Origin of the sequence: Actinoallomurus sp. NBC_01490 (assembly GCF_036227085.1) — a bacterium.
GTDB lineage: Bacteria > Actinomycetota > Actinomycetes > Streptosporangiales > Streptosporangiaceae > Actinoallomurus > Actinoallomurus oryzae.
Genome location: NZ_CP109433.1, coordinates 8,468,980 through 8,494,136, shown reverse-complemented (window position 1 = coordinate 8,494,136; position 25,157 = coordinate 8,468,980). Strand labels below are relative to the sequence as shown.

General features: G+C 71.5%; 24 protein-coding genes. 15 read left to right on the top strand and 9 right to left on the bottom strand.

The annotated features are described in order from the left end of the window. Positions 1–68: 68 nt before the first annotated feature. Both OG417_RS39100 and OG417_RS39095 read left to right on the top strand, forming a co-directional pair. The gene (locus OG417_RS39100) at positions 69–365 is read left to right on the top strand and encodes a DUF4193 domain-containing protein (protein ID WP_329240019.1); all 297 of its coding nucleotides are present in this window, start codon (positions 69–71) and stop codon (positions 363–365) included. Between the two features lie 14 nt (positions 366–379). Beyond that, on the top strand, positions 380–1,189 hold the full coding sequence (locus OG417_RS39095; protein WP_345473717.1) for a hypothetical protein: 810 nt from the start codon (positions 380–382) through the stop codon (positions 1,187–1,189). Between the two features lie 78 nt (positions 1,190–1,267). On the opposite strand, the gene OG417_RS39090 is transcribed toward OG417_RS39095, so the two are convergent. Further along, entirely contained in the window at positions 1,268–1,573 is a 306-nt protein-coding gene (locus tag OG417_RS39090; protein ID WP_329240017.1) for a DUF4235 domain-containing protein, read from the bottom strand. Positions 1,574–1,680: 107 nt separating this feature from the next. On the opposite strand from OG417_RS39090, the gene valS reads away from it, so the two are divergent. Beyond that, positions 1,681–4,206, top strand: a complete 2,526-nt coding sequence (gene valS / locus OG417_RS39085; RefSeq protein WP_329240015.1) for a valine--tRNA ligase — start codon at positions 1,681–1,683, stop codon at positions 4,204–4,206. An 83-nt stretch (positions 4,207–4,289) separates the two neighbouring features. Next, entirely contained in the window at positions 4,290–5,498 is a 1,209-nt protein-coding gene (locus tag OG417_RS39080; protein ID WP_329240013.1) for a serine hydrolase domain-containing protein, read from the top strand. 21 nt (positions 5,499–5,519) lie between these two features. Here the strand turns inward: OG417_RS39080 and OG417_RS39075 are convergent, their stop codons facing one another. The 6 genes from OG417_RS39075 to OG417_RS39050 are packed head-to-tail and all read right to left on the bottom strand — an operon-like array spanning position 5,520 to position 8,654. After that, complete coding sequence (locus tag OG417_RS39075; RefSeq protein ID WP_329240011.1) at positions 5,520–6,083, bottom strand: hypothetical protein; 564 nt, start codon at positions 6,081–6,083, stop codon at positions 5,520–5,522. 18 nt (positions 6,084–6,101) lie between these two features. Continuing rightward, a complete protein-coding gene (locus OG417_RS39070) occupies positions 6,102–6,278 on the bottom strand; it encodes a hypothetical protein (RefSeq protein WP_329240009.1) in 177 nt (58 codons plus the stop codon). Further along, a complete protein-coding gene (locus OG417_RS39065; RefSeq protein ID WP_329240007.1) occupies positions 6,265–6,852 on the bottom strand; it encodes a hypothetical protein in 588 nt (195 codons plus the stop codon). The genes OG417_RS39070 and OG417_RS39065 overlap by 14 nt, the downstream gene beginning before the upstream one ends. A 43-nt stretch (positions 6,853–6,895) precedes the next feature. Continuing rightward, positions 6,896–7,414 (bottom strand): hypothetical protein, encoded by a 519-nt coding sequence (locus OG417_RS39060; protein ID WP_329240005.1) that lies wholly within the window; start codon positions 7,412–7,414, stop codon positions 6,896–6,898. Beyond that, on the bottom strand, positions 7,411–7,947 hold the full coding sequence (locus OG417_RS39055; RefSeq protein ID WP_329240003.1) for a MauE/DoxX family redox-associated membrane protein: 537 nt from the start codon (positions 7,945–7,947) through the stop codon (positions 7,411–7,413). Before OG417_RS39055 ends, OG417_RS39060 begins: the two co-directional genes overlap by 4 nt. Beyond that, complete coding sequence (locus tag OG417_RS39050; RefSeq protein ID WP_329240001.1) at positions 7,947–8,654, bottom strand: hypothetical protein; 708 nt, start codon at positions 8,652–8,654, stop codon at positions 7,947–7,949. Before OG417_RS39050 ends, OG417_RS39055 begins: the two co-directional genes overlap by 1 nt. A gap of 238 nt (positions 8,655–8,892) precedes the next feature. Between OG417_RS39050 and OG417_RS39045 the strand changes: the two genes are divergently transcribed. The 3 genes from OG417_RS39045 (at position 8,893) to OG417_RS39035 (ending at position 11,622) form a co-directional block, all read left to right on the top strand. Further along, complete coding sequence (locus tag OG417_RS39045) at positions 8,893–10,128, top strand: AI-2E family transporter (RefSeq protein ID WP_329239999.1); 1,236 nt, start codon at positions 8,893–8,895, stop codon at positions 10,126–10,128. A 192-nt stretch (positions 10,129–10,320) separates the two neighbouring features. Further along, positions 10,321–10,821: a dUTP diphosphatase gene (gene dut / locus OG417_RS39040; protein ID WP_425551028.1), complete on the top strand. Its 501-nt coding sequence runs from the start codon at positions 10,321–10,323 to the stop codon at positions 10,819–10,821. Between the two features lie 3 nt (positions 10,822–10,824). Further along, complete coding sequence (locus OG417_RS39035) at positions 10,825–11,622, top strand: DUF3710 domain-containing protein (protein WP_329239998.1); 798 nt, start codon at positions 10,825–10,827, stop codon at positions 11,620–11,622. Between the two features lie 136 nt (positions 11,623–11,758). Here the strand turns inward: OG417_RS39035 and OG417_RS39030 are convergent, their stop codons facing one another. Next, positions 11,759–12,841 carry a YeiH family protein gene (locus OG417_RS39030; RefSeq protein WP_329239996.1) on the bottom strand — a complete coding sequence of 361 codons (1,083 nt, stop codon included), beginning with the start codon at positions 12,839–12,841 and terminating at the stop codon, positions 11,759–11,761. 71 nt (positions 12,842–12,912) lie between these two features. Between OG417_RS39030 and OG417_RS39025 the strand changes: the two genes are divergently transcribed. Then, positions 12,913–13,803: a LysR substrate-binding domain-containing protein gene (locus OG417_RS39025; RefSeq protein WP_329239994.1), complete on the top strand. Its 891-nt coding sequence runs from the start codon at positions 12,913–12,915 to the stop codon at positions 13,801–13,803. A gap of 18 nt (positions 13,804–13,821) precedes the next feature. Here OG417_RS39025 and OG417_RS39020 read toward each other — a convergent pair whose 3' ends face one another. Next, positions 13,822–14,916: a GTP-binding protein gene (locus tag OG417_RS39020; protein ID WP_329239992.1), complete on the bottom strand. Its 1,095-nt coding sequence runs from the start codon at positions 14,914–14,916 to the stop codon at positions 13,822–13,824. 96 nt (positions 14,917–15,012) lie between these two features. On the opposite strand from OG417_RS39020, the gene OG417_RS39015 reads away from it, so the two are divergent. The 7 genes from OG417_RS39015 (at position 15,013) to kdpB (ending at position 25,155) form a co-directional block, all read left to right on the top strand. Continuing rightward, on the top strand, positions 15,013–18,231 hold the full coding sequence (locus tag OG417_RS39015; RefSeq protein WP_329239990.1) for a GH116 family glycosyl hydrolase: 3,219 nt from the start codon (positions 15,013–15,015) through the stop codon (positions 18,229–18,231). 164 nt (positions 18,232–18,395) lie between these two features. Then, positions 18,396–19,376 (top strand): NAD(P)/FAD-dependent oxidoreductase, encoded by a 981-nt coding sequence (locus OG417_RS39010; protein WP_329239988.1) that lies wholly within the window; start codon positions 18,396–18,398, stop codon positions 19,374–19,376. Between the two features lie 99 nt (positions 19,377–19,475). After that, the gene (locus OG417_RS39005; RefSeq protein ID WP_329239986.1) at positions 19,476–20,279 is read left to right on the top strand and encodes a DUF1684 domain-containing protein; all 804 of its coding nucleotides are present in this window, start codon (positions 19,476–19,478) and stop codon (positions 20,277–20,279) included. Positions 20,280–20,656: 377 nt separating this feature from the next. Beyond that, a complete protein-coding gene (locus OG417_RS39000; RefSeq protein ID WP_329239984.1) occupies positions 20,657–21,100 on the top strand; it encodes a hypothetical protein in 444 nt (147 codons plus the stop codon). Positions 21,101–21,229: 129 nt separating this feature from the next. Next, positions 21,230–21,319, top strand: a complete 90-nt coding sequence (gene kdpF, locus OG417_RS38995) for a K(+)-transporting ATPase subunit F (protein WP_329239982.1) — start codon at positions 21,230–21,232, stop codon at positions 21,317–21,319. After that, complete coding sequence (gene kdpA / locus OG417_RS38990) at positions 21,320–22,981, top strand: potassium-transporting ATPase subunit KdpA (RefSeq protein WP_329239980.1); 1,662 nt, start codon at positions 21,320–21,322, stop codon at positions 22,979–22,981. Continuing rightward, entirely contained in the window at positions 22,981–25,155 is a 2,175-nt protein-coding gene (kdpB, locus tag OG417_RS38985; protein ID WP_329239979.1) for a potassium-transporting ATPase subunit KdpB, read from the top strand. The genes kdpA and kdpB overlap by 1 nt, the downstream gene beginning before the upstream one ends. The last annotated feature ends 2 nt before the right edge of the window (positions 25,156–25,157 follow it).

The window sequence follows — 25,157 nt, the reverse complement described above, 5'->3', positions numbered from 1 at the left end:
GGCTTCCCAAGCGTTAGACCCGCGCGACGGGGCGCATAACTATGGACCGAGGGGGATGGAGATAGAAGATGGCCACCGACTACGACAGTCCACGTAAGACCGACGACGACCTCAACGAGGACAGCCTGCAGGAGCTGCAGGCGCGCCGGGCTGACAAGAGCACGGGTGTCATCGACGAGGATCTGGACGCCGGTGAGGTCACTGAACTGCCGGGTGCCGACCTTTCGAACGAGGAGCTCAGCCTTCGCGTCCTGCCTCGGCAGGCGGATGAGTTCACGTGCGCCCGCTGCTTCCTCGTGCACCACCGCAGCCAGCTGGCCGAGGAGAAGAACGGCCAGTTGATCTGCCGTGAGTGCGCGGCCTGAGGCCGGGAGCGGTGGTGTCGGAGGGACCGGAGAGGGAGGTCGCCCGCTGGGGGGACGGAGACGACCGGCTCGGCCATGAGATGGCGGAGCTGGTCGGCCGGTTGTCCGCCGAGGATGACATGGACCGCGAGACCCGCGGCCGCCTGCTCGGACGCATCGCGCGCCTGATGGCCGCGAGCGCGCGCCGGGCAGGGGCCGCGGGCGTTGGACGGGGACGCTGGCTCACCGACACCTTCATGGAGATCGCTCCGCACGTTCCCGTGCGCGATCTCGAGACGCTGAGCCGCCACCACGACGGCCTGCGGGGCGAGGCCCTGGCCGACTCACTCGTACGCGCCGCGCAGCGGGCCACGACCGGCGTGGGCGCCGCGGGCGGAGCGCTCGCCGCGATCCAGTTCGCCGCGCCTCCGCTCCTGCTGAGCGCGCCGGCGCAGATCGTGGCCGAGACCGTGGTCGTCGCGACGATCGAGGTCAAGCTCATCGCTGAGCTGCACGAGGTCTACGGCGTCCAGGTCCCCGGCACCGGCACCGCCCGCGGCATGGTCTTCCTGCAGCTGTGGGCGCAGCAGCGGGGCTTCGACCCGATGCAGCCGGGCAGCGTGACGGCCGCGCTCGGCGTGGCGGCAAAGGCCGGCCTGCGCAAACGCCTGCTCCGCGTGTTCGGCCGTCACTTCACGACTCTCGGTCCGTTCCTGACCGGCGCCGTCGCGGGCGGGGCGCTCAACAACGCGGCGACCAAGCGGCTGGCCGAGAAGATCCGCGACGACCTGCGCGGCCGCCACGTCGAGCAGGTCCACCGCCCGTCCATCGAAGGCGGACGCTAGCCCCTGTCTGAATCCGGGCCGACTCCCTGCTCCGCCTTGTGACGCGAGCCTTGTGACGCGACGCCCGGACCCTGGCCGTCAGGCCTTCTTGACCTTGTCGGCGGCGCTTCGCAGGGCGGCGGGCAGCTCGCCGGTGCTGCTGTGCCAGCGCTTGGCCGCGGCGCGCGTCGCCAGCAGCCGCGCGACCTCCATGCCGACGCCGGTGACGACGGCCCAGCCGATCGCCTCCGCCAGCGCGACCTCCGGCGACTCGGGGTTGGTCGGCGGCTCCTTACCGGTGATCTGCTTCCAGCCGATCGTGATCGTCTTCCGGGCCACGAAGCCCGCGCCGAAAGCCGCCGCGCCGGCCAGCAGCCGCCAGCCCAGATCGCCCTTGTCCGCCATACCCGTCCCTCTCAGTGTTCCACCGGCCGGTGTCAGCTCCGAGCCTCTCACAGACGATCAACATAATGACGTCGGACCTGCCGTGGTCGGCCAATACCATTGGCGGCATGACAGAAAAGCCGCGTCCACCGGAGAAACCCACCCTCGACGGACTCGAGGCCAAGTGGGTAGACCTCTGGGACGAGAGCGGCGTCTACCGCTTCGACCGCTCGAAGCGGCGTGCGGAGATCTACTCGATCGACACCCCGCCGCCGACCGTCAGCGGCTCACTGCACGTCGGTCACGTCTTCTCCTACACCCACACCGACGCGATCGCCCGCTTCCAGCGCATGCGCGGCCGTGAGGTCTTCTACCCGATCGGCTGGGACGACAACGGCCTGCCCACCGAGCGCCGCGTGCAGAACTACTTCGGCGTGCGCTGTGATCCCTCGCTGCCGTACGACCCGTCGTTCGAGCCGCCGGACAAGCCCGGAAAGCAGATCCCGGTCTCCCGGCGTAACTTCGTCGAGCTGTGCAACCGGCTCACCGAGATCGACGAGAAGGCCTTCGAGGACGTCTGGCGCCGCGTCGGGCTCTCGGTGGACTGGTCGCTGCTCTACACCACGATCGGCGACGAGTCCCGCGCGACGGCCCAGCGGGCCTTCCTGCGCAACCTCGCGCGCGGCGAGGCGTACGTCGCCGAGGCGCCGACCCTGTGGGACGTCACCTTCCGTACGGCGGTGGCCCAGGCCGAGCTGGAGGACCGCGAGCAGCCGGGCGCCTTCCACCGCATCCGCTTCCACGCCGGCGACCGGCCGGTCTACATCGAGACCACCCGGCCCGAGCTCCTGCCCGCCTGCGTCGCGCTGGTGGCCCATCCCGACGACGAGCGCTACCGCGAGCTGGTCGGCACCACCGTGCGCACCCCGCTGTTCGGCGTCGAGGTGCCCGTCGTCGCCCACCACCTCGCCGAGCCGGACAAGGGCTCGGGCATCGCCATGATCTGTACGTTCGGCGACCTCACCGACGTGACGTGGTGGCGTGAGCTGAACCTCCCGACCCGGGCCGTCCTCGACTGGAACGGCCGCCTCCAGCCCGAGCCGCCCGAGGGCGTCGCCCCCGGCCCGTACGCCGAGCTGGCGGGCAAGACGGTCCACTCGGCCCGTGAGCGGGTGGTCGAGCTGCTGCGCGAGTCCGGCGACCTGGACGGCGAGCCCCGGCCGATCAGCCGGCCGGTCAAGTTCTACGAGAAGGGCACCAAGCCGCTCGAGATCGTCACCACCCGCCAGTGGTACATCCGCAACGGCGGGCGCGACGCGTCGCTGCGCGAGCGGCTTTTGGCGCGCGGCGCCGAGCTGACCTGGTACCCGCAGTACATGAAGGCCCGCTACGACAACTGGGTCGAGGGCCTGGCGGGCGACTGGCTGATCTCGCGGCAGCGGTTCTTCGGCGTGCCGATCCCGGTCTGGTACCCGCTCGACGCCGACGGCGAGCCGGTCCACTCCGCGCCGATCATCCCGGCGGAGGACACCCTGCCGGTCGACCCCTCCTCCGACGTGCCGCCCGGCTACACCGAGGACCAGCGCGGCAAGCCCGAGGGCTTCATCGGCGACCCGGACGTCATGGACACCTGGGCGACCTCCTCGCTGACCCCGCAGATCGCCGGCGGCTGGGAGCGCGACCCCGACCTGTTCGCGGCCGTCTTCCCGTACGACCTGCGGCCCCAGGCGCACGACATCATCCGCACCTGGCTGTTCTCCACGGTGGTGCGGGCGCACCTCGAGCACGACTCGCTGCCGTGGGCCGGCACCGCGCTGTCCGGCTGGATCCTCGACCCGGACCGCAAGAAGATGTCCAAGTCCAAGGGCAACGTCGTCACGCCGATGGACCTGCTGACCCAGCACGGCTCCGACGCGGTGCGCTACTGGGCGGCCAGCGGGCGGCTCGGCACCGACACCGCCTTCGACACCGGCCAGATCAAGGTCGGCCGGCGGCTGGCCATCAAGATCCTCAACGCCTCCAAGTTCGTGCTGGGGCTGGGCGAGGTGCCGGCCGGCACGCCCGTCACCGAGCCGCTCGACCTGTCGATGCTCGCCACCCTCGCCGACGTCGTTCGCGAGGCCACGGCCGCGTTCGAGGCCAACGACTACACCCGCGCGCTGGAGCGCACCGAGCGGTTCTTCTGGAACCTCTGCGACGACTACCTGGAGCTGGTCAAGGCCCGCGCGTACGGCGAGGAGGGCGACGATCCGGCCGCGGCGGCGTCGGCCCGCGCGGCGCTGCGCACGGCGCTGTCGGTCGTGCTCCGGCTGTTCGCGCCGGTCCTGCCGTTCGTCACCGAGGAGGTCTGGTCGTGGTGGCGCGAGGGCTCGGTGCACCGCGCCGCGTGGCCGGCCGAGGACGAGCTGCCCGGGGGCGGTGACCCCGCGGTGCTGGCCGCCACCTCCGACGTCCTCCGCCAGGTCCGGCGGGCCAAGTCCGCGGCGAAGGTCTCCATGCGGGCCGAGGTCGAGCGCGCAGCGGTCCGCGGCACCGACGTGGGGAAGCTGGCCCAGGCCGACCTGCGCGCCGCCGGCCGCATCGCGGATCTGCACCTGGAGGCGGCGCCGGAGGAGGGCTTCTCCGTCGACGTCACCCTGGCTCCCGCCGGCTGATCCTCCGTTTCCGGCCGCCCGCCGATGAGTTCCGGTGCGCCGGGAGGTCTGAAGCGGCGAAGGCCGGACCGAGGAGGACCGAGATGGGTGTTTCGTCAGGGCTGTCCCTTACGGGGCTGGACCGGATGCGGGAGGTGCTCGGGCGCGCGGTCGAGCGCGCCGAGGTGCCCGGGCTGGTCGCGCTGGTACACCGGCGCGGGGAGACGCACGTGATCGCGCTCGGCACGACCGAGGTCGGTGGCGACACGCCGATGGGACGCGACACGATCTTCCGCATCGCGTCACTGACCAAGCCGATCGTCGCCGTGGCCGGCCTGATCCTCATCGAAGAGTGCCGGCTGCGCCTGGACGATCCGGTGGACGACCTGCTGCCGGAGCTGGCCGACCGCCGTGTCCTGCGGCGGGTCGACGGTCCGCTGGATGACACCGTGCCCGCCGAACGGCCGATCACCGTACGCGACCTGATGACGTTCCGGCTCGGGCTCGGCGCGATCTTCGCCCCGCCGGGCACGTACCCGATCCAGCGCGCCCTCGCCGAGACGGGGGTGGACAGCGGCCCGGAGGGACCGTCCGTGGGCCCCGACGAATGGATCAAGCGGCTCGGCACGCTGCCGCTCGCACACCAGCCGGGCACGACGTGGATGTACCACACGTCGGCCGACGTGCTCGGGGTGCTGATCGCGCGTGCCGCCGGCCGGCCGCTGGGGGAGTTCCTGCGCGAGCGCGTCTTCGCGCCGCTCGGCATGGACGACACCGGCTACCACCTGCCCGCCGGAGAACTCGGCCGGCTGGCGGCGAGCTACACGACCGATCCGCGGACCGGCGCGCTGGTCCGCCGCTCCGACCCGCGCGACGACGCGTGGGACCGCCCGCCGGCCTTCCCCTCCGGCGGCGGCGGACCGGGCCTGCTCTCGACCGTGGACGACTACCTGGCGTTCTGCCGGATGCTCCTGAACAAGGGCCGGCACGACGGTGCCACCCGCATCCTGTCCCGGCCGGCGGTGGAGCTGATGACCACCGACCACCTCACGCCCCAGCAGAAGGCGGGCAACGAGGTGTTCTTGGGCTCGGGCGGCTGGGGGTTCGGCATCGCGGTGGACGGGGGCCGCGACGACCTGGCGACGCGGCCGGGCCGCTTCGGCTGGACCGGAGGGCTGGGCACGACGGCCTGCACCGATCCGTCCGAGGATCTCGTGGGCGTCCTGTTCACCCAGGCCGCGATGACGTCGCCGCGACCGCCACGGGTGTTCCAGGACTTCTGGACCTCCGCGTACGCGGCCATCGACGACTGAGCAGGAGCGCGCGGCCCGGTCTCACATGCCGCGTACGGACAGCAGGACCAGGGCGATGAGCACGGTCACGCCGATCGCGTTCGTCAGGAACGGCATGCGGGTCACGCGGCGGTCGTCCCACTCGTCGTGGCGGCTGGCGTAGCGTGCCGCCGCGGTCGCGGCGCGGCCGACTCCGAAGCCCGTGCCGGTCAGGATCGTCGGCACCGGTCCCTGGTGGGCGAGCAGCAACCCGAGCGCCACGACGTACGGGGCGCTCGCGGACACGAAGGTGCGCACGCCGGTGCCCAGCTCGAAGCCGAACTGCAGCGCGCCCCGCCGTATCCGGGCGCGCAGCACCTCCTGCGGGATCTGCCGGGCGTTCTGCGGCATCGGGATCCGTACCCACCCGGCCTCACGCGCGACGCCGAGGGCCGCCACGGCGATGAGGAGTCCGGTGCGTACCGCTTCCGGGAGGGGCGCCGCGAGGCCGGACAGCACCCACAGCACGGTCGCGCTGAGCGTGCCGCCGAGCAGCAGCCCGGCGGAGAAGACGGCGAGGACCTGGCCCTGCCGTACGGGAGCCCGCCAACCTGGCGAGAACAGCACGAAGTCGCTGTTACGCGTTCAAACCGAGCCGGACAGCGAATAGCCCGCGAGCGCCCCGACCGAGGCCCAGCACAGCACCGCGTGGCCGGCGGCGGCCGCCGCGACGGCCAGCAGGGCCAGCGCGGCGAACGGCAGCAACGGCTCGGTCAGCCCACGGCGCAGGCGTCCCGCGGGCAACGCCTCAGCTGCAGGCATACGCCCACCGGCAGATCGACTTGTACCAGGTGCCGGTGGCGCTCTTGGTCCAGCCGTCGTGGCAGCGCCAGGTCACGGACGTGGGGCAGTCTCCGCAGGGGTTCGCGTAGTGCCAGATCCAGCCGTCGTACTTGGAGCCGTAGCACTCGTTCGGCCGCAGCTTGTACTGGCCCGGGTCCGAGACACCCGACTTGTGGTAGCCGCGGTACTTGCCGCTCGTCCGGCACGCGTTGGGGTCGACGGTGCTGGGCCCGCAGCCGGGGGAGCAGTTGTGCGACTCCGCGTACGACGGGCATTTGCTGTAGATGTCGTAGTAGCCCGGGGTCAGGCCATGGGTGTAGGTGCCCGGGGTCCAGCCCGTCGTGCCGGGTCCCGAGGCCGCCAGGGCCTTGCGCGCCGGGGAGAAGACCCCCACGGCGACCAGCCCGGCCGTGGTGCCGGCGGCGATCACTCCGCCGAGCATGGACCGGCGGCCGACGCCTTCGGCGGTCGCCGCGGGCGGGCGGCGGCGTACGCGCTCGGCGCCCTCCGGGCGGGGGCCGCGCAGCGGGGGGACGCTGTCGAGGTCGAACATGGCCACTCCTCGTTCCGGCGGCCGGTCGTGGCCGCCTCAGATCTCAGCGCGTGCTGGGGTCCAGCTCCGCGTCGTCGTGCAGTCGTCCACCGGCGTCGGTGACCAGGGTGTGCAGGCCGCGGATCGACCCGACCGGCTCGGCCGTGCGGACCCGCCCGTCCGCGCCGATGATCACCCCGTACGGCGTGGCCGGCACCTGGTACGCCGTGAAGAGCTCGGCCTGGTGCGGCAGGATCGTCAGGTTCGCCGGCGGGTCCGCGCCGATCGGCTCCTCGGCGAAGATCGCCCTGGTCGCCGGGCCGCCGCGGAGGCCGAGCGCCTCCTGGAAGACGTCGTGGCAGACCGGGCAGTCCTCATTCAGGAACAGCAGGAGGGTCGCCTCGCCGGGCTCGGCCCGTACGACGTCCAGGGCGGGCGCGGGCGTGCCGGCCCGCAAACCGAGGTCGCGGCTGCGCGGCCCCCGCGTGAGATGGTGCACCTGACGCACCAGGCCGGAGACGACCAGGGCGAGCAGCACGAGCGCCACCCACGTCAGGAGCAGTGCGGTGGTCTCGAAACTCATGAGACGGCCTGCCTTTCGGGATCGAACATGGCCTGGGGCAGCAGCGAGAGCAGCACCGCGAACACGACGGAGGCCAGCACCACGATCGCGGTGTGGGTGCCGTGCTCCGGCGTCGTTCCGGTGACCGCCACGAGGGACGCGAGCGCGAGCGCGGCGGCGCGTCCGGCCACCCAGCCGCTCATCGGCGTGTCCCCGCCCGGACCGGTCGCACAGCCGCACGGCACGCTCGGCCGGGTGCGCAGGACGTACAGGCCATAGCCCGCGTAGCCGGCGAACAGGACCACGGCGCAGCCCGCCGCGAGCGTGAGGCTGTGCGGGCGCCCGGCCGCCACGGCGTAGCCCACGGCGGCCCCGAGCACGCCTTCGAGCGCGATGACGACGACCGCGACCGGCCACCGCAGCGGGCCGGGCACGACCCGGTGGGCGGCCAGCGCGGCCGGCAGCGTACGCGGGGCGCGCAGGTGCCCCGCGAACGCCAGCAGCAGGACGAGCGCGACGGTGCCGGCGCAGACGCCCGTGAGCATCTCGGTCATCAGGCGACGGTCTCGACCTTGAGCGCGGACAGCCGTGCCGGGACCTTGCTGGACACGTCCTCGTGCGGCAGCACGGTGACCATCGCGGAGGGCGTGGCGAGCACGAAGTAGGTGCTGTCGTCGTCGAGCGTGTCGCGGAACAGCTCGCCGTGCGGCAGCTTCGCGCCACGCCACGAGGGGAGCCGCCGCGCGGTCGTCTTGTTGAGCGCCGTCATCTGCAGCAGGCCGAGGTCGGGCACCTCCTTGACCATCTCGGCGGGTTCGGCGATGCCCGCGCGCTTGGGGTTGCGCGAGGCGACGGTGAGGCCGTCGGTGTGCTCGGTCACCCCGAGGAGCTGGAAGAGATGGACGGCGTCGGCGGGTTTGGCGTTGTACATCGGGACGAACAGCGAGAACCGCTTGCCCTCCCAGACCACGGCGAGCAGCTGGTCCTCCAGACCGGAGCGCTTGTCGTAGTCGGTGACCCGTACGGTGCGCAGCCGCCCGTTCGGCAGGGAGAACTCGTCGTCGAACCGGCTGACGCCGAGGTCGCGGGTCCATCCCGTCGCCACGGAATGCCCCCCGGAGGTCAGCTCATAGAGCCGGCCGTCGACGGCGTACCGGCCGACCGAGGTGAACGGCTCCCTGAGGTCGAGCCCCCCGGAGATCTGAAAGCGGTACCCGTCGAGGGACCGGTGTACGACGCTCGCGGGCCTGGCGTCGGCCATGACGAACCTCCCCGGAGGACGATGAACGAGACGTGAAGAACGGGATGTAAATCCGTGTACGTCGGGATCCCCGGCCGCGTCACCGCCGAACCGCGGCTGCCCGTATGTGGCCAAGGTCCGCCGTCGAGTGAACACCTAGGGCCACCAAGGCGTCGTCCCTGACGCGCCGGACATGACACGATGGGCCCGCCCGAGTTGACACGGGGAGTTCGGGTAGGGCCAGCGTCGGAGGAGAGACGTGACGGAACGGGATCCGCGGGTGCCACCGGCCCTGGCCGCCGCCGCGGCGTGGTGCTGGCGGCTCATCGTGATCGGCATCGTGGTCTACGCGGTCGTCAACATCATCGACCGGCTGCGCCTCGTGGTCCTGCCCTGCGCGGTCGCCCTGCTCCTGTGCGCCCTGCTGCAACCGGTGACCGACCGGCTGCGCCGCTGGATGCCCTCCCTGGCCGCCACCTGGCTGACCATGCTGCTGGCGTTCGCCGTGCTCGGCGGCGTCGGCACGTTCGTCGGCATCCAGGCCAACGACCAGTTCCCCCACCTCGTCGACCGCATCCAGCACACCGTCAAACAGGGGCAGCACTGGCTCGTCACCGGGCCGCTGCACCTGAAGAACTCCCAGCTGCAGTCGGCCATCGACGAGCTGCTCAAACAGCTCCAGCAGCAGCGCGGCAAGGTCGTGAACACCGTCTTCACCGGCGCCACCGTCGCCGGTGAGGTGATCGCGTCCATCGTGTTCCTGTTCTTCGTCACGTTCTTCCTGCTCAAGGACGGACGCGGCATCTGGAACTGGCTCATCCGCGGCTTCGGCCAGTACCGCGAGCGCTTCGACCGGGCCGGCCGCGCGGCGTGGGAGACGCTGTCGCAGTACGTCCACGGCACGGTGATCGTGGCGCTCATCCACTCGGTGGTCATCGCGGTCGTGCTGATCATCATGGGAGTGCCGCTGGTCGCGCCGCTCGCGGTCATCGTCTTCTTCGGCAGCTTCATCCCGATCGTCGGCATCCTGGTCGCCGGGGCGCTGGCGGTCATCGTCGTCTTCAGCGTCAAGGGCGGCATCGCCGCGCTCGTCTTCCTCGGCATCCTGGTCCTCGAACAGCAGCTGGAGGGGCACGTCCTGCAACCGCTCGTGGTCGGCCGGTGGGTGCGCTTCCACCCGCTCGCGATCATCCTCGCGATCACGATCGGCGGGGTGGTCGGCGGCATCCCGGGCGCCGCGGTCGCCGTGCCCACGGCCGCCGTCCTCTACCGCGCGGTGCCGGCGCTGCGCGACTCCTCCGAGCCGACGCCCGCCGATTCCCCGGCCAAGCCGCCGTCCCTCGCCGGTGGGCGCCTGCGTGCGGCGGGCACGCGCCGGGGCGCGCCGGCGCCCGAGGATCCGTCGGCCTCGCCCGAGGAGACGCGGTCCGAGGAGGCGCCGCCCGACGAATCGCGGGAGGAGGAGCCGCGCCCGGACGGGCCGCGGCCCACCTGAAAGCCTACGGCGGTGGGGGCTCTCGGACCCGCCGCCGTAGGCCGTGCACCGGCATCCGGCACGGAGCGCCGGATGCCGGTCGGTCCTCGCTTCTGGCCGTCGTTCCGGGCGCGGTCACCGGAAACAGTCCGTGCAGGCGGTAATGTCACGCCCTGTGACGTGCCGAAGGGCCCATGACGACGAGGTGAGACGTTGACCGTGGACGTACTGATCCAGCGACTGGACCCGGGCCTGCCCGCGCCCGCGTACGCGCATCCCGGTGACGCCGGGGCCGACCTGTGCGCAGCGCAGGACGTCGAGCTCGCGCCCGGTGAGCGCCAGATGGTGCCGACGGGGATCGCGATCGCCCTGCCCGACGGCTACGCGGCCTTCGTGCATCCGCGGTCCGGACTGGGGGCTAGATTGGGAGTGACGATCGTCAATGCCCCGGGCACCGTCGACGCGGGTTACCGGGGAGAGATCAAGGTCACCCTGCTGAACACCGATATCCGGAACACCGTCCGCCTGAAGCGCGGCGACCGCATCGCGCAGCTGGTCATCCAGCGTGTGGAGCGGGCGGTCTTCCATGAGGTCGAGACCCTGCCGGGGTCGGCCCGCGGAGACGGTGGATTCGGGTCCACCGGCGGGTACGCGGGGACAGTCCAAGGTCGCGTCGCGGGCGCGTCCGTCCAGCACAGCAGTGAAGGAGCGTGAGTCGTGTTTCGACGCCGTCGTCGGGACGATGAGCCCGAGAACGTCGAGCCGACCGAGGAGGAGACCGTCGCGGACGAGCCGGCCGAGCCCGACGATGAGCCCGCGGTCGTGTCGCACGGTGGTCCGTGGGACTCCGAGGCCGAAGGGGTTCCGGAGATGGAGCGCGTCGATTTCGGCGCGATCCAGGTGCCCATCGGGGAGGGCATCGAGATCCAGGTGAACGTCGAGGCCGTCGAGCAGGACGCCCAGGGCAACCCCGTGGGCGGCCGCATCGTCGCGATCACGATCGTGCACGGGGAGAGCGGGCTGCAGGTGCAGCCCTTCGCCGCGCCGAAGAAGAACGGGATCTGGGACGAGGTCCGCAAGGAGACCGCCGACGAGATCAAGCAGGCCGAGGGGGAGACCCAGGAGGCCGAGGGCCCGTTCGGCAAGGAGCTGCACGGCATGGTGCCGGTGGCCATCCCGGAGGAGATGCGCGACCAGGTCCCGGCCGAGATCGCCGAGCAGGGCTTCGGCTGGCAGCCGGTCCGCTTCATTGGCGTCGACGGCCCTCGCTGGTTCCTGCGCGGCGTGCTGAGCGGTGCCGCCCTGGAGGACCCGGAGCAGGCGGCGATCATGGAGCAGGTGTTCCAGCAGATCGTCGTGGTCCGGGGCGACGCCCCGATGCCGCCGCGTGAGCTGCTCGAGCTCTCGCTGCCGGCCGAGGCCCAGCAGGCGATGAACCCCGAGCAACAGGGCGAGGGAGACCGTCCGCCGCTCAACCCCTTCGAGCGCGGCCCGGAGATCACCGAGGTCCGCTGAGCTCGACAAGAAAACCCGCCACCGACGAAACCACCGGTGGCGGGTTTTCTCGAACTCATGTTCCCGTAATCATTCCATCGCCGCCGAGCCCTTCCCGGTGAGCTTCGATCCGGGGGACCTCGTCGGGCCGCGGCGGTCAGCGGGTTAGCAGGACGCCGGCGTAGGAGACGCCGGCGATCAACACCCAGGACGTCAGACCCAGCAGCAGGGCGCGGTGGCCGGTCCGCACCAGGAGGCGTACGCGTACGGCGGTGCCCAGGCCGAACAGGGCGGCGGCGAACAGCAGGTCCTTCACGACGCTCACGTCGTTCAGGAGGTCCGTGGGCACCTTGCCGGTCGAGCGGATCAAGACCATCGCCACGAATGCGATCAGGAAGACCGGCAGCACCGCGGGGCGACGGGTCCCGGACGCGGCGCCACGGCGGGCACGCAGGCCGATCACGGTCGTCACCGGGGCGAGCATGGCCACCCGGACCAGCTTGACCGTGATCGCCGGGACGACGGCCGCCGGGCCCAGGGCCGTGGCCGTCGCGACGACCTGGCCCACGTCGTGCACGCTGGCGCCGGCCCAGCGGCCCTCGTCGTACGCGGACAGGCCGAGCAGATGACCCAGCACCGGCATCACCGCGATCGCCAGGGTGCCGCACAGCATGACCACCGCGACCGCCGTCGCCGCATCGCCCTCCCTTTCACCGTCGTCGGTGCGATCCCCGGTCTCGCGGTCGCCGCGGTCGCCGCGGGCGCCGAGCACGCCGTCCACGGCCGCGACGGCCGACGCGCCGCAGATCGCACAACCGGCGGCGACCAGCAGCGACAGCCGGTGAGGCAAACCCATCAGCCGCCCCAGCCACGGCGTGCCGAGCAGGGTCGCGAGCAGCACGGCCACCGTCATGGCGATCGTCTGCCAGCCCAGCCCCGCGATGTCGCTCAGCGACACCTGGAGCCCGAGCAGCACCACGCCCGCCCGCATCAGCGTTCGCGCCGCGAACCGCGTCCCCGCCCGCGTCGCGTCGGGAAGGACCCCGGTGTTGACCGCGACGATGCCCAGCAGCAGGGCCGCCGTCAGCATCGGCACCGGGCCCGCCAGCCGATGCACGCACCAGGCCACCACGACCGCGACCGCGGACACCGCGAGACCCGGCGCGACGTTCCGTACGCGACGCGACCCGGTCGCCGGCGAGGTGCGGTGGGCATGGGGACGCGTCGTCGAAGTGGTCATGATCCTCAGGATCGGGCGCGTACGGAGGACGCACTAGCAGGTGTTGCGCTGGCAGGTCATAGGGTTCCTCTATGAGTCAACGTCTGCCGGACCTGGAGGCGCTCGAACTGCTCATCGCCGTCGCCGAGACGGGCAGCCTCGGGCAGGCGGCCGCGCGGCAGCGGATCAGTCAGCCGTCCGCCAGCGCCCGCATGCGCACGCTCGAACGCCGGCTGGGCGTTCGCCTGCTCGTACGCTCGCCCAGCGGTTCCCGGCTCACCTCGGCCGGGCTCGTGGTGACCGACTGGGCGAGGACCGTGCTCGAATCGGCGTACGCGCTGGTCGAGGGCGTCTCCGCCCTCCGCGCCCGCCAGCACGGCCGGCTACGCGTGGCCGCGAGCCTGACCATCGCCGAGAACCTGATGCCGGGCTGGCTCGTCACACTGCGGGACGTCGACCCGGACGTGCACGTCGAGCTGAACGTCGCCAACAGCGCCCACGTGATCGAGCGTCTGCGCGGCGGCGAGGCCGACCTGGGGTTCATCGAGGGCCGGGGCGCGCCGCGCGACCTGCACAGCCGCGCCGTGGCGCGCGACCGGCTCGTCGTCGTGGCGTCCCCGGCCCACCCGTGGTCGCGTAAACGACGCCCGCTGCGCCCCGTCGAACTCGCCACGACGCCGTTGCTGCTGCGCGAGGCGGGTTCGGGCACCCGCGAGACCCTGGAGGCGGCCCTGGCGCCGTACGGGGGAGTGACCGAGCCCGCGCTGGAGCTGGGCGGCACCGCCCCCCTGCGCATCGCGGCGGTCTCCGGCACGGCCCCGGCCGTACTGAGCGCCCTCGCCGTCGCGGACGAGATCGCGGCGGGCCGCCTGGCCGAGGTCCCCACCGAACTGAACCTGAACCGCGTCCTGCGCGCCGTCTGGCCCCGAGGCCGCGAACTCCCCGACGCCGCCGTACGCCTCCTCCGCGTCACCCGCGGCTGACCGCTCGACGGCCGTCGTTCAGTGCCCGGCCGGGATGCGGTGGGTGGGGCGTGGGTAGGCGGGGCGGAAGGCGAAGGTGTCCGGCTCGGGCGCCGCGTGTGTCCCGCAGGCCAGTTCCGCGGCGCGTACGGCGTCGGTGGTCGCCCGGTCCAGGGCCTCCGGTGTCCACGCGATCCGCAGGTTGAAAACCGCCCGGCCTCCGGACGCGCGTCCCGGGCCGGTGACGTCCAGCCGGGGTGTCCCGCCGGCCTCCGTCAGGCTCGCCTTCGTCAGCCCGCCGGGCGTGTCCAGGCTGAGCTTGGCGTGGCCGATCAGCGCGCCGGCGGACGCGCAGGCCGACGACAGTGTCATCAGTGCCGTCGTCGCCCATCGTGCCGGGTGGAAGCCGGACCCCGGTGCGGTCAGCGTCACCGCGTGGTTGAGCCAGGCCAGCGCCGCCTCCGCCGCGGCGTACCGGTCATAGTCCAGATCCGGGTCCTCGTCGGTGTCGGCGACCGGGTCCGCCAGGGCCGCCAGCAGCTCGGCGACCTCGCCGGACGCGGCCGAGTACGGCACCACGCGTGCGGCCGGGTAGCGTCGGCGGACGTCGGTCAGGAGGGCGGGCAGCCGGTCCTCCGGCACGGTGTCGGTCTTGTTCACGGCGATGACGTCCGCCTCGGCGAGCTGGTGGGCGTACAGGTACGCCAGGTCGGACTCCGCGCCGACGTCCCAGGCGCGGGCGAAGAGGCGGTAGCGGTCCGGGTCGACGACCGCGGTCAGCGGCGCGACGCGGAGCCGGTCGCCGTGGTAGCGGCGGAGCGGACGGACCACGGTGGCCCGCAGGTCGGTGCAGCTGCCGACGGCCTCGGCCAGCACGACGTCCACGCCGTCGTCCAGCAGGGAGGTCACGACCGTCGCGAGGTCCTCGAACCGGCAGCAGAAGCACCCGTCGGTCACCTCGGACACGCGCGACACCTCGGCGCGGGCGAGCCGGGTGTCGACGAGGTCGCGTCCCTGGTCGTTGGTGACCACCGCGACACGGCGGCCCTCGCCGGAGAACCGCCGGGCCGCCGCGAGCAGCGTGGTCGTCTTGCCGGCACCGAGGAAGCCACCGAAGGGGACGAACGTCGCCATGTCACGCTCCAAGAGTCGTTGACAGCGAGCCGAGGCTAACTTATTTTGCCCGAGAAATCGATTTCAGAAATCGATTTCTCACGAAGGGTGGGGAGCATGAACGATCACCACACGGACTGTTGCGGCGGCCGGTGCGGCGGCCACGGTGGCGGCGACGGCGGGCGCGTCAGCCGCCGTGGCTTCCTCAGCCTGTCGGCCGCCGCGGCAAGCGCCGCCGTACTCGCCGCGCACACCCGGGACGCGCTCGCGGCGGGCACGCTGCCGAACCGCTCGCTCGTGCCCGCCGCCAAGCCCATCCCCGCCGGCCTGCGCGAACGCGGCGTGCCGACCCGCTACACCGGCTCCGACCTGCGCTACATCGGCATGCCGGTGGGCGGCGGCTGCTGCGGTCAGGTCTACCTCGGCGGCGACGGCCGGCTCTGGTACTGGGACATCGACAACGGCCCGGCCGCGCCCGGCGCCGAGGCCGGCGGCAGCACCTACACCGCGCCGCGCGACCCGTTCTCCCCGTTCGGCCAGGGCGTCGTGATCAAGGCCACCGGCGACCGGGCGCGCCGCATCGACGGCGACGGGTTCGACGACGTCGCCTTCACCGGCCAGTACCCGATCGGCCGCGTCGACTACCGCGCCCAGAACTCTCCGGTCCGGGTCCACCTCGACGCCTACTCGCCGTTCGTGCCCGGGGAGGCCGACGACTCGACGCTGCCGGTCACCGTCCTCGCCTACACCGTCACCAACACGTCCTCGCGTTCCGTACGCGCCGAGCTCACCGCCTGGGCCGAGAACCCCGTCTGCCTGCGCGCCCGCTCACAGCAGCCGATCACGCTGTCCGGCGAGCGGGTCGGCGGCGAGGGCTTCGCGGGCGTGGAGTTCACCGCGGCCGCGGGCGAGGCCGCCCAGCCCCGGCCGGACATCGTGTTCGAGGACTGGGAGCGCACCACGTACGAGGGCTGGACCGTCGAGGGCGACGCGTTCGGTGCCGGACCGGTGCTCGCCGACCAGGTGCCGGACTACATGAAGCGCTTCGGCGACCTGCGCGTCTCCGGGCAGCGGTTCGTCACCTCGCACAACTTCCAGGCCGCGAACGGCGACGCGGGCCGGGCCGACGCGTACACCGGCAAGCTGACCAGCCAGGACTTCACCATCGAGCGCCGCTACGTCACCGTACGGGTGGGCGGCGGCGCCGACGCCGCGCACACCTGCGCCCGCGTCGTCGTGGACGGCGCCGTGGTCGCCTCCGTCACCGGCGACAACACCGAACCGCTCACCGTACGCGGCATGGACCTGATCCGCCATCAGGGCCGGACGGCCCGCATCGAGATCGTCGACGAGGCCACCGGCGGCTGGGGCCACGTGAACGTCGACCGGATCGTCTTCACCGACGTGCCACCCTCCCACCAGCCGATCGACACGCTCACCGACGGCGGCACGGTGACGCTCGCCGGGCTCGAGGCGGACGCCCGCGTACGCCCGTCGCTCGCGAAGTGGAGCACGCCGGAGGAGATCGCCGAGGCGGGCGCCGGGCCCGGCGAGATCGACGGCGGCCTGGGCACGATCGCCGGCGCGGTCACCGTGCCCGTACGGCTCCGCCCCGGGCAGAGCCGCACCGTACGGTTCGCCTACGCCTGGTACTTCCCGGTGCCGGATCGCGCCGCCCTGGCGTTCCTGTCCGGGAGTGCGACGCTGCGCCGCCACTACGCCGAGCGGTTCGACTCCGCGTCCGAGGTCATGCGCCACCTCGCCCGGGAGATCGGGCGGCTGGAGAAGGCCACCCGGAGCTGGGTCGACACCTGGTACACCGACGCGACACTGCCGCACTGGCTCCTCGAACGCACGCTCGCCACGGCGTCGACCCTGGCCACCTCCACCTGCCTGAAGTTCGCCGGCGGACGGTTCTACGCGTGGGAGGGCGTCGGCTGCTGCGCGGGCACCTGCGAGCACGTGTGGAACTACGCGCAGGCGATCGGCCGCCTGTTCCCCTCGCTGGAGCGCGACACGCGCGAACGCGTCGACCTGGGCGTCGGCTTCCACGCCGGCACGGGGGAGATCGGAAACCGGGCCGAGGCCGACATGGGCTGGGCCACCGACGGCCAGTGCGGCACGATCCTGCGGATCTACCGCGAACACCAGATGACGCGCGACACGGCGTTCCTGCGCCGCGTCTGGCCACGGACCAAGCAGGCACTGGGCTGGGTGATGAGCCGCGACGACCGGCAGGACGGCACGCTCGAAGGCCCGCAGCCCAACACGCTCGACGCCGTCTGGTACGGCGAGATCGCCTGGATGACCGGCATGTACGCCGCGGCGCTGTACGCCGGGGCGGAGATGGCCGATGAGATGGGCGACACGGCGTTCGCCAAGCGGTGCCGCACGCTCGCCGACTCCGGCTGTCGCTCGCTCGCCACCGACCTGTGGACGGGGGAGTACTTCATCCAGATCGTCGACCAGCACCATCCCGAGGCGGTCAACACCAACATCGGCTGCCACATCGACCAGATGTTCGGCCAGAGCCTGGCGCTCCAGCTCGGCCTGCCCCGGGTGTTCCCCGAGGACAAGGCGAAGACCGCCCTGGCCGGCATCTACCGGTACAACTACGTGCCCGACCCGGCGGCGTACCGTACGGACCATCCGCAGATCCCGGGCGGCCGGTGGTTCGCGACGGCGCACGAGCCCGCCGTGGTGATGACGACCTTCCCGCACGGCGGTGCCGACCAGGCGAACGGCGACCCGCCGAGCTGGTCGGCGAGTTACTTCAACGAGTCGTGGACCGGCCAGGAGTACCAGCTCGCCACGCAGATGGTCTACGAGGGGCTCGTCGACGAGGGCCTGACGGTCACGCGCGCCGTCCACGACCGGTACGCCGCGGGCAAGCGGAACCCGTACAACGAGATCGAGTGCAGCGAGCACTACGCACGGGCGATGGCGGGATACGGCGTGTACCTGGCCGCGTGCGGTTACTCCCACCACGGCCCGGCGGGCCGCCTCGGCTTCGCGCCGAAGGTGAGGCCGGAGGACTTCGCCGCGGCCTTCACCGCCGCCGGAGGCTGGGGCCTGTACCGGCAGCGCCGCGAGGGACACCGGCAGACGTGCGAGGTCGAGGTACGGCACGGCGAGGTGACCGTCCGCACCTTCACACTGGAACTGGCCACGCCTCCGGACCCGGCGCGCCTGAGGGTCACGGCCCACGGCCCGCGGGGCGACGTACGCGTCGCGTCGGCCCGCGTCGAGGGCGCGACCGTGGAGGTCACCTTCACCGCTCCTCTCACGATCGGCGCGGGGCATCACCTCCGCGTCGACGTCGCCGCCGACCGGTAGCCGCCGGGCTTCCACCCGCGCTTCACCGGAACGCCGCACGGCGACACGATCGGCGGCCGCTGGGAGGCCTGCCCCTGGCGTCGAGCTGGTCAGTCGTGCCCTGCTGATTTGCCAGACCGGCAAGTTCCCTTGCCGTCTCTGGGAAGGCTTCACATTCTCTGAGCATGACGAACATTCAGGAATCCTCACGCCGGCCCGCCGCGCCCAGCGGCCAGGAGGAGTTCGACGTTCTCGTGGTCGGCGGCGGCCTGTCAGGCTTGGGCGCCGCCCTCACCCTGGTTCGGGCGCGGCGTTCGGTCCTCGTCGTGGACGCCGGTCATCCGCGCAACGCCCCGGCGGCGCACGCCCACGGGTATCTCACCCGCGACGGCGTACCCCCGCTCGACCTGTTGAAGATCGGCCGAAGCGAAGTGCGTGGCTACGGCGGCACGATCATCGAGGGCGAGGTCACCTCGCTGGAGCGGCCGGCGGACGGCGGGTTCCAGGTCGCCCTGTCCGACGGCGCCGGCTACCGGGCGCGCCGGGTGCTGGTGACCACCGGCCTGGCCGACGAGTTGCCCGACATCCCGGGGCTGCGCGAGCGGTGGGGGCGCGATGTGGTGCACTGCCCGTACTGCTTCGGCTGGGAAGTGCGCGACCGGCCGCTCGCCGTGCTTGCCACCGGTCCGGTGGCCGCGATGCAGGCACTGATGTGGCGGCAGTGGAGCGACGATGTGATCCTCTTGCGGCACACCGCACCCGAACCGACCAGTGAGCAGCGGGAACAGCTGACCGCCCGCGGCATCAGTGTGGTGGAGGGCGAGGTGGTCGGCATCGAGGTCAAGGACGACGGCATCACCGGGGTGCGCCTGGCCTCGGGGGAGATCGTCCCGCGTGGTGTCGTGGTGGTCGGTCCGTGGTTCGCCGCCCGGCACGGGCTGCTCGACGGGGTGGGCGTCACCGTTGTGGAACACCCGGCCGGCATCGGCGAACAAGTGAAGGCCGGGCCGACCGGGCTTGCGGCACCAGGGGTGTATGTCGCGGGCAACGTCACCGACGTCACCGCCGGCGTGATGCAGTCCGCCGCGTCCGGTGTGACCGCGGCGGCGGCGATCAACGCCGACCTGACCACCGAGGACACCGCCCGCGCGGTCGCCCACTCCTGACGCCATAACGCCACACGCCTGCCATTACTCGTCGGGCGGACTGATGACCGCCCGGCCGCCCGGCACGTTGATTTCAGGTTCGAGCAGAGAGGTATGACCATGACAACCACCAACGCCGACAACAACGCCCGGTTCGTGCAGGAGTGGCGCGAATGGAGGGCCGGCTGGGAACGGTTCCTGACGGCGCCCTTCGGTTGGCTCGCTGCGACCGCCTCGAACTGGGTGGATGAGGAGCCGCGCCAATACCCTGACCTGCCGGGCCTGTGGTGGCAGGAAGGCAAGAAGCTCTTCGTCGATCCGCAAGGGCGGACGATGTCGTACGAAGGCGAGTCCTTCACCGAGGTCTGTGGTCTGGATCTGAGTGAGGCTCCGGATGACGTCCGGATAACCGCCGGCGATGTAGAGATAGGAGTCACCTACCGGGATCAGTACCTGGTCGTGACGTACGACCCGCAAGCGCCGGCGCGTAACGACTTCCGCGGTGTGCCGGTCTACGAGCCCGACCCTCGCTTTGTACTGAAGGGACGATTCGAACCCTATGAGGAAACGAAGTCGGTATCGCTCGACAGCGTCGGGACCGACAGTCACGTCTACGACTCGCCCGGCATCGTCAGGTTCACCTATGGCGACGAGGAGTACGCCCTTTCTCTCACCAGTTCGGTGAACGGGATGGCGGCGGTGTTCACCGACGCGACCAGTGGTGTCACCACCTACGGCGCGTGCCGCTCGCTGCTGATTCCCGAGCCTGACGAGGACGGAACGGTCGTGCTGGACTTCAATCGCGCGCTCAACCTTCCGTGCGCGTTCAATTACATGCCCGTCTGCCCCGTGGCTCCGCCGGAGAACCGACTTCCCTTCGCCATCGAGGCAGGCGAGCAGACCCCTGACGAGACGTCGAAGTGAATCTCGCGCGGAGCACCGTCGGCCTGGCGGGTGATCGAACGCGCCTGCGATGATTCGCTGCTGCCGTTCGGGTGGGTCACCGGCGACGAGGCCTACGGCGACAACGCCGAGCTGCGCCGGTGCCGCCGGAGCCTGAACTACGTGGTGCCAGCCCCGGCACCCCACACGCCACCGAATCCAGTGGTCACGCTGGCGACGCCGCCACCAAGCCCGCGCCCGCCGCTGCCCGTTAAAAGGGCGTTAAGGGGGTGAGGGGCGGCGCTAAGAGGGTGTCAACGACCGCCTTAACGGCCTATTGCAGCAGTTAACTCCTGGCTTAGCCCCCGATGAGGGGGGCCGATGGGCGGCATGTCCATCGTCACGTCCAGGAGGGTGCGATGACGCGCCTCGAATGTTCCGCGTGGCCGCTCGCGGGTGGCAGTGCGAGTGTGTTCGCGCTCGCCGTCGTGCTGGATCGGCTGCCGTGGCAGGTGGCGTTCGGTGCCGTGACCCTGGCGGTCGCGGCCTGGGCGTGGCCGAGCCCGCCGGTCGCCGGTGCCGGTGTCGGCGCCGTCGCCTGGCTGTGCGTCACGGGCTTCGACGTGCACCACTTCGGCGACATCGAGATAACCGGGAGCGGCGACGCCGCGCGGGCCGCGGTGCTCGTGTTCGCCGGTGTTCTGGTGGCCTCGGTGCGCGTGCTCGCCGAGGCGTACGGCCGGCGCCGGCGCACGGACCCGCTCTGGGTCCAGTTTCACGCGACCGCGCCGAAGCCCGAGGACGTCCCCGCGACGGGGCTCGAAGAGGCCGCACCCCGTACATCCGACAGAGGAACCGAGTGATGGCTGACCTGGTCTACGTCGTGCTGACAGTGGCGATCTTCGCGCTGTTCACCCTGGTCGTGAAGGCGGTGGAGCGGCTTTGAGGCGCATGTGCCGCGACCGGAACCGATCGCACATGGTGGCGGCGCGATGACCGCGGAGAACCTGATCGGGCTCGTCCTGTCCGTCGCGCTGTTCGTCTTCATGATCGTCGCCCTACTGTTCCCGGAGCGCTTCTAGATGAGCACCACGACCGCGGGGATCTGTTTCGCCGGATCCCTCGTCCTCGCTCTGGCCGTCGTGTACCGGCCGCTGGGCGACCACATGTACCGGGTGTTCACCGGCACCAGGCACACGCGCGCCGAGAAGCTGATCTACCGGCTGATCGGCGTACGGCCCGACGCCGAGCAGACCTGGGGCGTGTACGCCCGTGGAGTGCTGGCCTTCTCGGTCGTCTCCATCCTGTTGCTGTACGCCCTGCAGCGCCTGCAGAACCACCTCATGCTGAGCCTCGGCTTCAAGCCGGTCGTGGCGCACCAGGCCTGGAACACCGCGATCAGCTTCACCACCAACACGAACTGGCAGTCCTACTCCGGCGAGTCGACCATGGGCCATCTGGTGCAGATGGCCGGGCTGGCGGTGCAGAACTTCGTCTCGGCCGCCGTCGGCATCGCCGTCGCGATCGCCCTGGTCCGCGGGTTCGCCCGCAAGCGGACCGAGCACCTCGGCAACTTCTGGGTGGACCTCGTACGGGCCAACCTGCGCATCCTGCTGCCGATCGCCGTCGTCGGCGCGATCGCGCTGATCGCGGGCGGCGCCGTGCAGAACTTCCACGACCCGCACACGATCCAGACCCTCACCGGCGCCAAGCAGACGATCACCGGCGGCCCGGTGGCCTCGCAGGAGGTCATCAAGGAGCTCGGCACGAACGGCGGCGGCTTCTACAACGCCAACTCCGCCCACCCGTTCGAGAACCCGGCGACCTGGACGAACTGGATCGAGATCTTCCTGATCCTGATGATCAGTTTCAGCCTGCCCCGGACGTTCGGGCGGATGGTCGGCAGCAACAGGCAGGGCTACGCGATCGTCTCCGTGATGGCCGTTCTGGCGGTCATCAGCATGACGCTGATCATGTCGTTCCAGCTCGCCCACCACGGGACGGTGCCGACCGCGGTCGGTTCGTCCATGGAGGGCGTAGAGACGAGGTTCGGCGTGGCGAACTCCGCGACGTTCGCCGACGCGACCACGCTGACCTCCACCGGAGCCGTCGACTCCTTCCACGACTCCTACACCAGCCTCGGCGGCATGATGACGATGTTCAACATGATGCTGGGCGAGGTCGCGCCCGGCGGCACGGGCTCGGGCCTGTACGGCATGCTCATCCTGGCCGTGATCACGGTGTTCGTCGCCGGCCTGATGGTCGGCCGCACGCCGGAGTACCTCGGCAAGAAGATCGGCAGCCGTGAGATCAAGTTCGCCGCGGCGTACTTCCTGGTCACACCGGTCTGCGTGCTCGTCGGCACCGCCTTCGCGATGGCCCTCCCCGGCGAACGCGCGGGGATGCTGAACGGCGGCCCGCACGGTCTGTCGGAGGTGCTGTACGCCTTCACCTCCGCCTCGAACAACAACGGGTCGGCGTTCGCCGGCCTCACCGTCAACACGCCCTGGTACGACACCGCCCTCGGACTCGCGATGGTCTTCGGGCGATTCCTGCCGATGATCTTCGTCCTGGCGCTGGCCGGGTCGCTGGCGAAGCAGGGCCTGACCCCCGCGTCGGAGGGCACGCTGCCCACGCACCGGCCGCAGTTCGTGGCCATGGTCGCGGGCGTCACGGTCGTCCTCGTCGCTCTCACGTTCCTCCCGGCGCTCGCGCTCGGGCCGTTGGCCGAAGGAATCCACTGATGTCCACCCAAGTCGCCGAACCGCAGACGCCCGCCCCCGAGCCGCCGCCGGCGCAGCCGCACCGGGTCCAGGGCGGGCTGCTGGACCCCGCGCAGCTCGTGCGGTCGCTCCCGAACGCGGTGCGCAAGCTCGACCCGCGCACCATGTGGCGCAACCCCGTCATGTTCATCGTCGAGATCGGCGCGGTGTGGAGCACCGTGCTGGCGATCAGCGACCCGACCTGGTTCGGCTGGCTGATCGTGGTCTGGCTCTGGCTGACGGTGATCTTCGCGAACCTCGCCGAGGCGGTCGCGGAGGGGCGGGGAAAAGCCCAGGCCGACGCGCTGCGCCGGGCCAAGACCGACACGATGGCGCGCCGCCTGACCGGCTGGGCCCCGGGGCGGGCGGGCGAGGAGGAGCCCGTGCCGGCGCCCGAGCTGCGGCAGGGCGACCACGTGGTGGTCGAGGCGGGCCAGATCATCCCCGGTGACGGCGACGTCGTCGAGGGCATCGCCAGCGTCGACGAGTCGGCCATCACCGGTGAGTCGGCCCCGGTCATCCGCGAGTCGGGCGGCGACCGCAGCGCGGTCACCGGCGGCACGAAGGTGCTGTCCGACCGGATCGTCGTGAAGATCACCCAGCGGCCGGGGGAGAGCTTCATCGACAAGATGATCGGGCTGGTCGAGGGGGCGAACCGGCAGAAGACGCCGAACGAGGTCGCCCTCAACATCCTGCTCGCCTCGCTGACGATCATCTTCGTGATGGCGGTGGCCACGCTGCAGCCGCTGGCGATCTTCAGCAAGGCGACCCGGCCGGGCGTGCCGGACTCCCCGGCCCTGAACGCCCACGGCGTCACCGGCATCGTCCTGGTCTCGCTGCTGGTCTGCCTGATCCCCACGACGATCGGCGCGCTGCTGAGCGCGATCGGCATCGCCGGCATGGACCGGCTGGTCCAGCGGAACGTCCTCGCGATGAGCGGCCGGGCGGTCGAGGCGGCCGGCGACGTGAACACCCTGCTGCTGGACAAGACCGGCACCATCACGCTCGGCAACCGGCAGGCCGCGGAGTTCACCCCGGTCGACGGCGTGACCGCGGACCGGCTCGCCGACGCGGCCCAGCTGTCCAGCCTCGCCGACGAGACGCCCGAGGGCCGCTCGATCGTGGTGTTCGCCAAGACCGGGTACGGGCTGCGGGAGCGTACGCCGGGCGAGCTCGGCCACGCGAGCTGGATCGAGTTCACCGCCCAGACCCGGATGTCCGGCGTCGACCTGGCGACCGGGAACGGCGGCCGTCGGTCCCTGCGCAAGGGCGCCGCCACGGCGGTGATGAAGTGGGTCCGCGACAACGGCGGGCACCCCACGGACGAGGTCGGCCACATCGTCGACGGAATCTCGGCCAGCGGCGGGACACCGCTGGTGGTCGGCGAGGTCGTCGAGGAGTACGGGAGGACGACCGCGCACGTGCTCGGCGTCATCCACCTCAAGGACGTCGTCAAGGCCGGCATGCGCGAGCGCTTCGACGAGATGCGCCGCATGGGCATCCGCACCGTGATGATCACGGGCGACAACCCGCTCACCGCGAAGGCCATCGCGGACGAGGCCGGCGTCGACGACTTCCTCGCCGAGGCCAAGCCCGAGGACAAGATGGCGCTGATCAAAAGGGAGCAGGAGGGCGGCAAGCTCGTCGCCATGACCGGCGACGGCACCAACGACGCCCCCGCGCTCGCGCAGGCCGACGTCGGCGTCGCCATGAACACCGGCACGTCGGCCGCCAAGGAGGCCGGCAACATGGTCGACCTCGACTCCAACCCCACGAAGCTCATCGAGATCGTGGAGATCGGCAAGCAGCTGCTGATCACCCGGGGCGCGCTGACGACGTTCTCCATCGCCAACGACATCGCCAAGTACTTCGCGATCATCCCGGCGATGTTCGCCGCGGTCTACCCGGGCCTGGACCGGCTCAACATCATGCGGCTCTCCAGCCCGCAGTCGGCGATCCTGTCCGCGGTCGTCTTCAACGCGATCATCATCGTGCTGCTGATCCCGCTGGCCCTGCGCGGCGTGAAGTACCGCCCCTCCAGCGCCTCGAAGCTGCTGTCGCGCAACCTCTGCCTGTACGGCGTGGGCGGCATCGTCGCGCCGTTCGTCGGCATCAAGCTCATCGACCTGCTCATCCAGTACCTGCCGGGAATGTGACC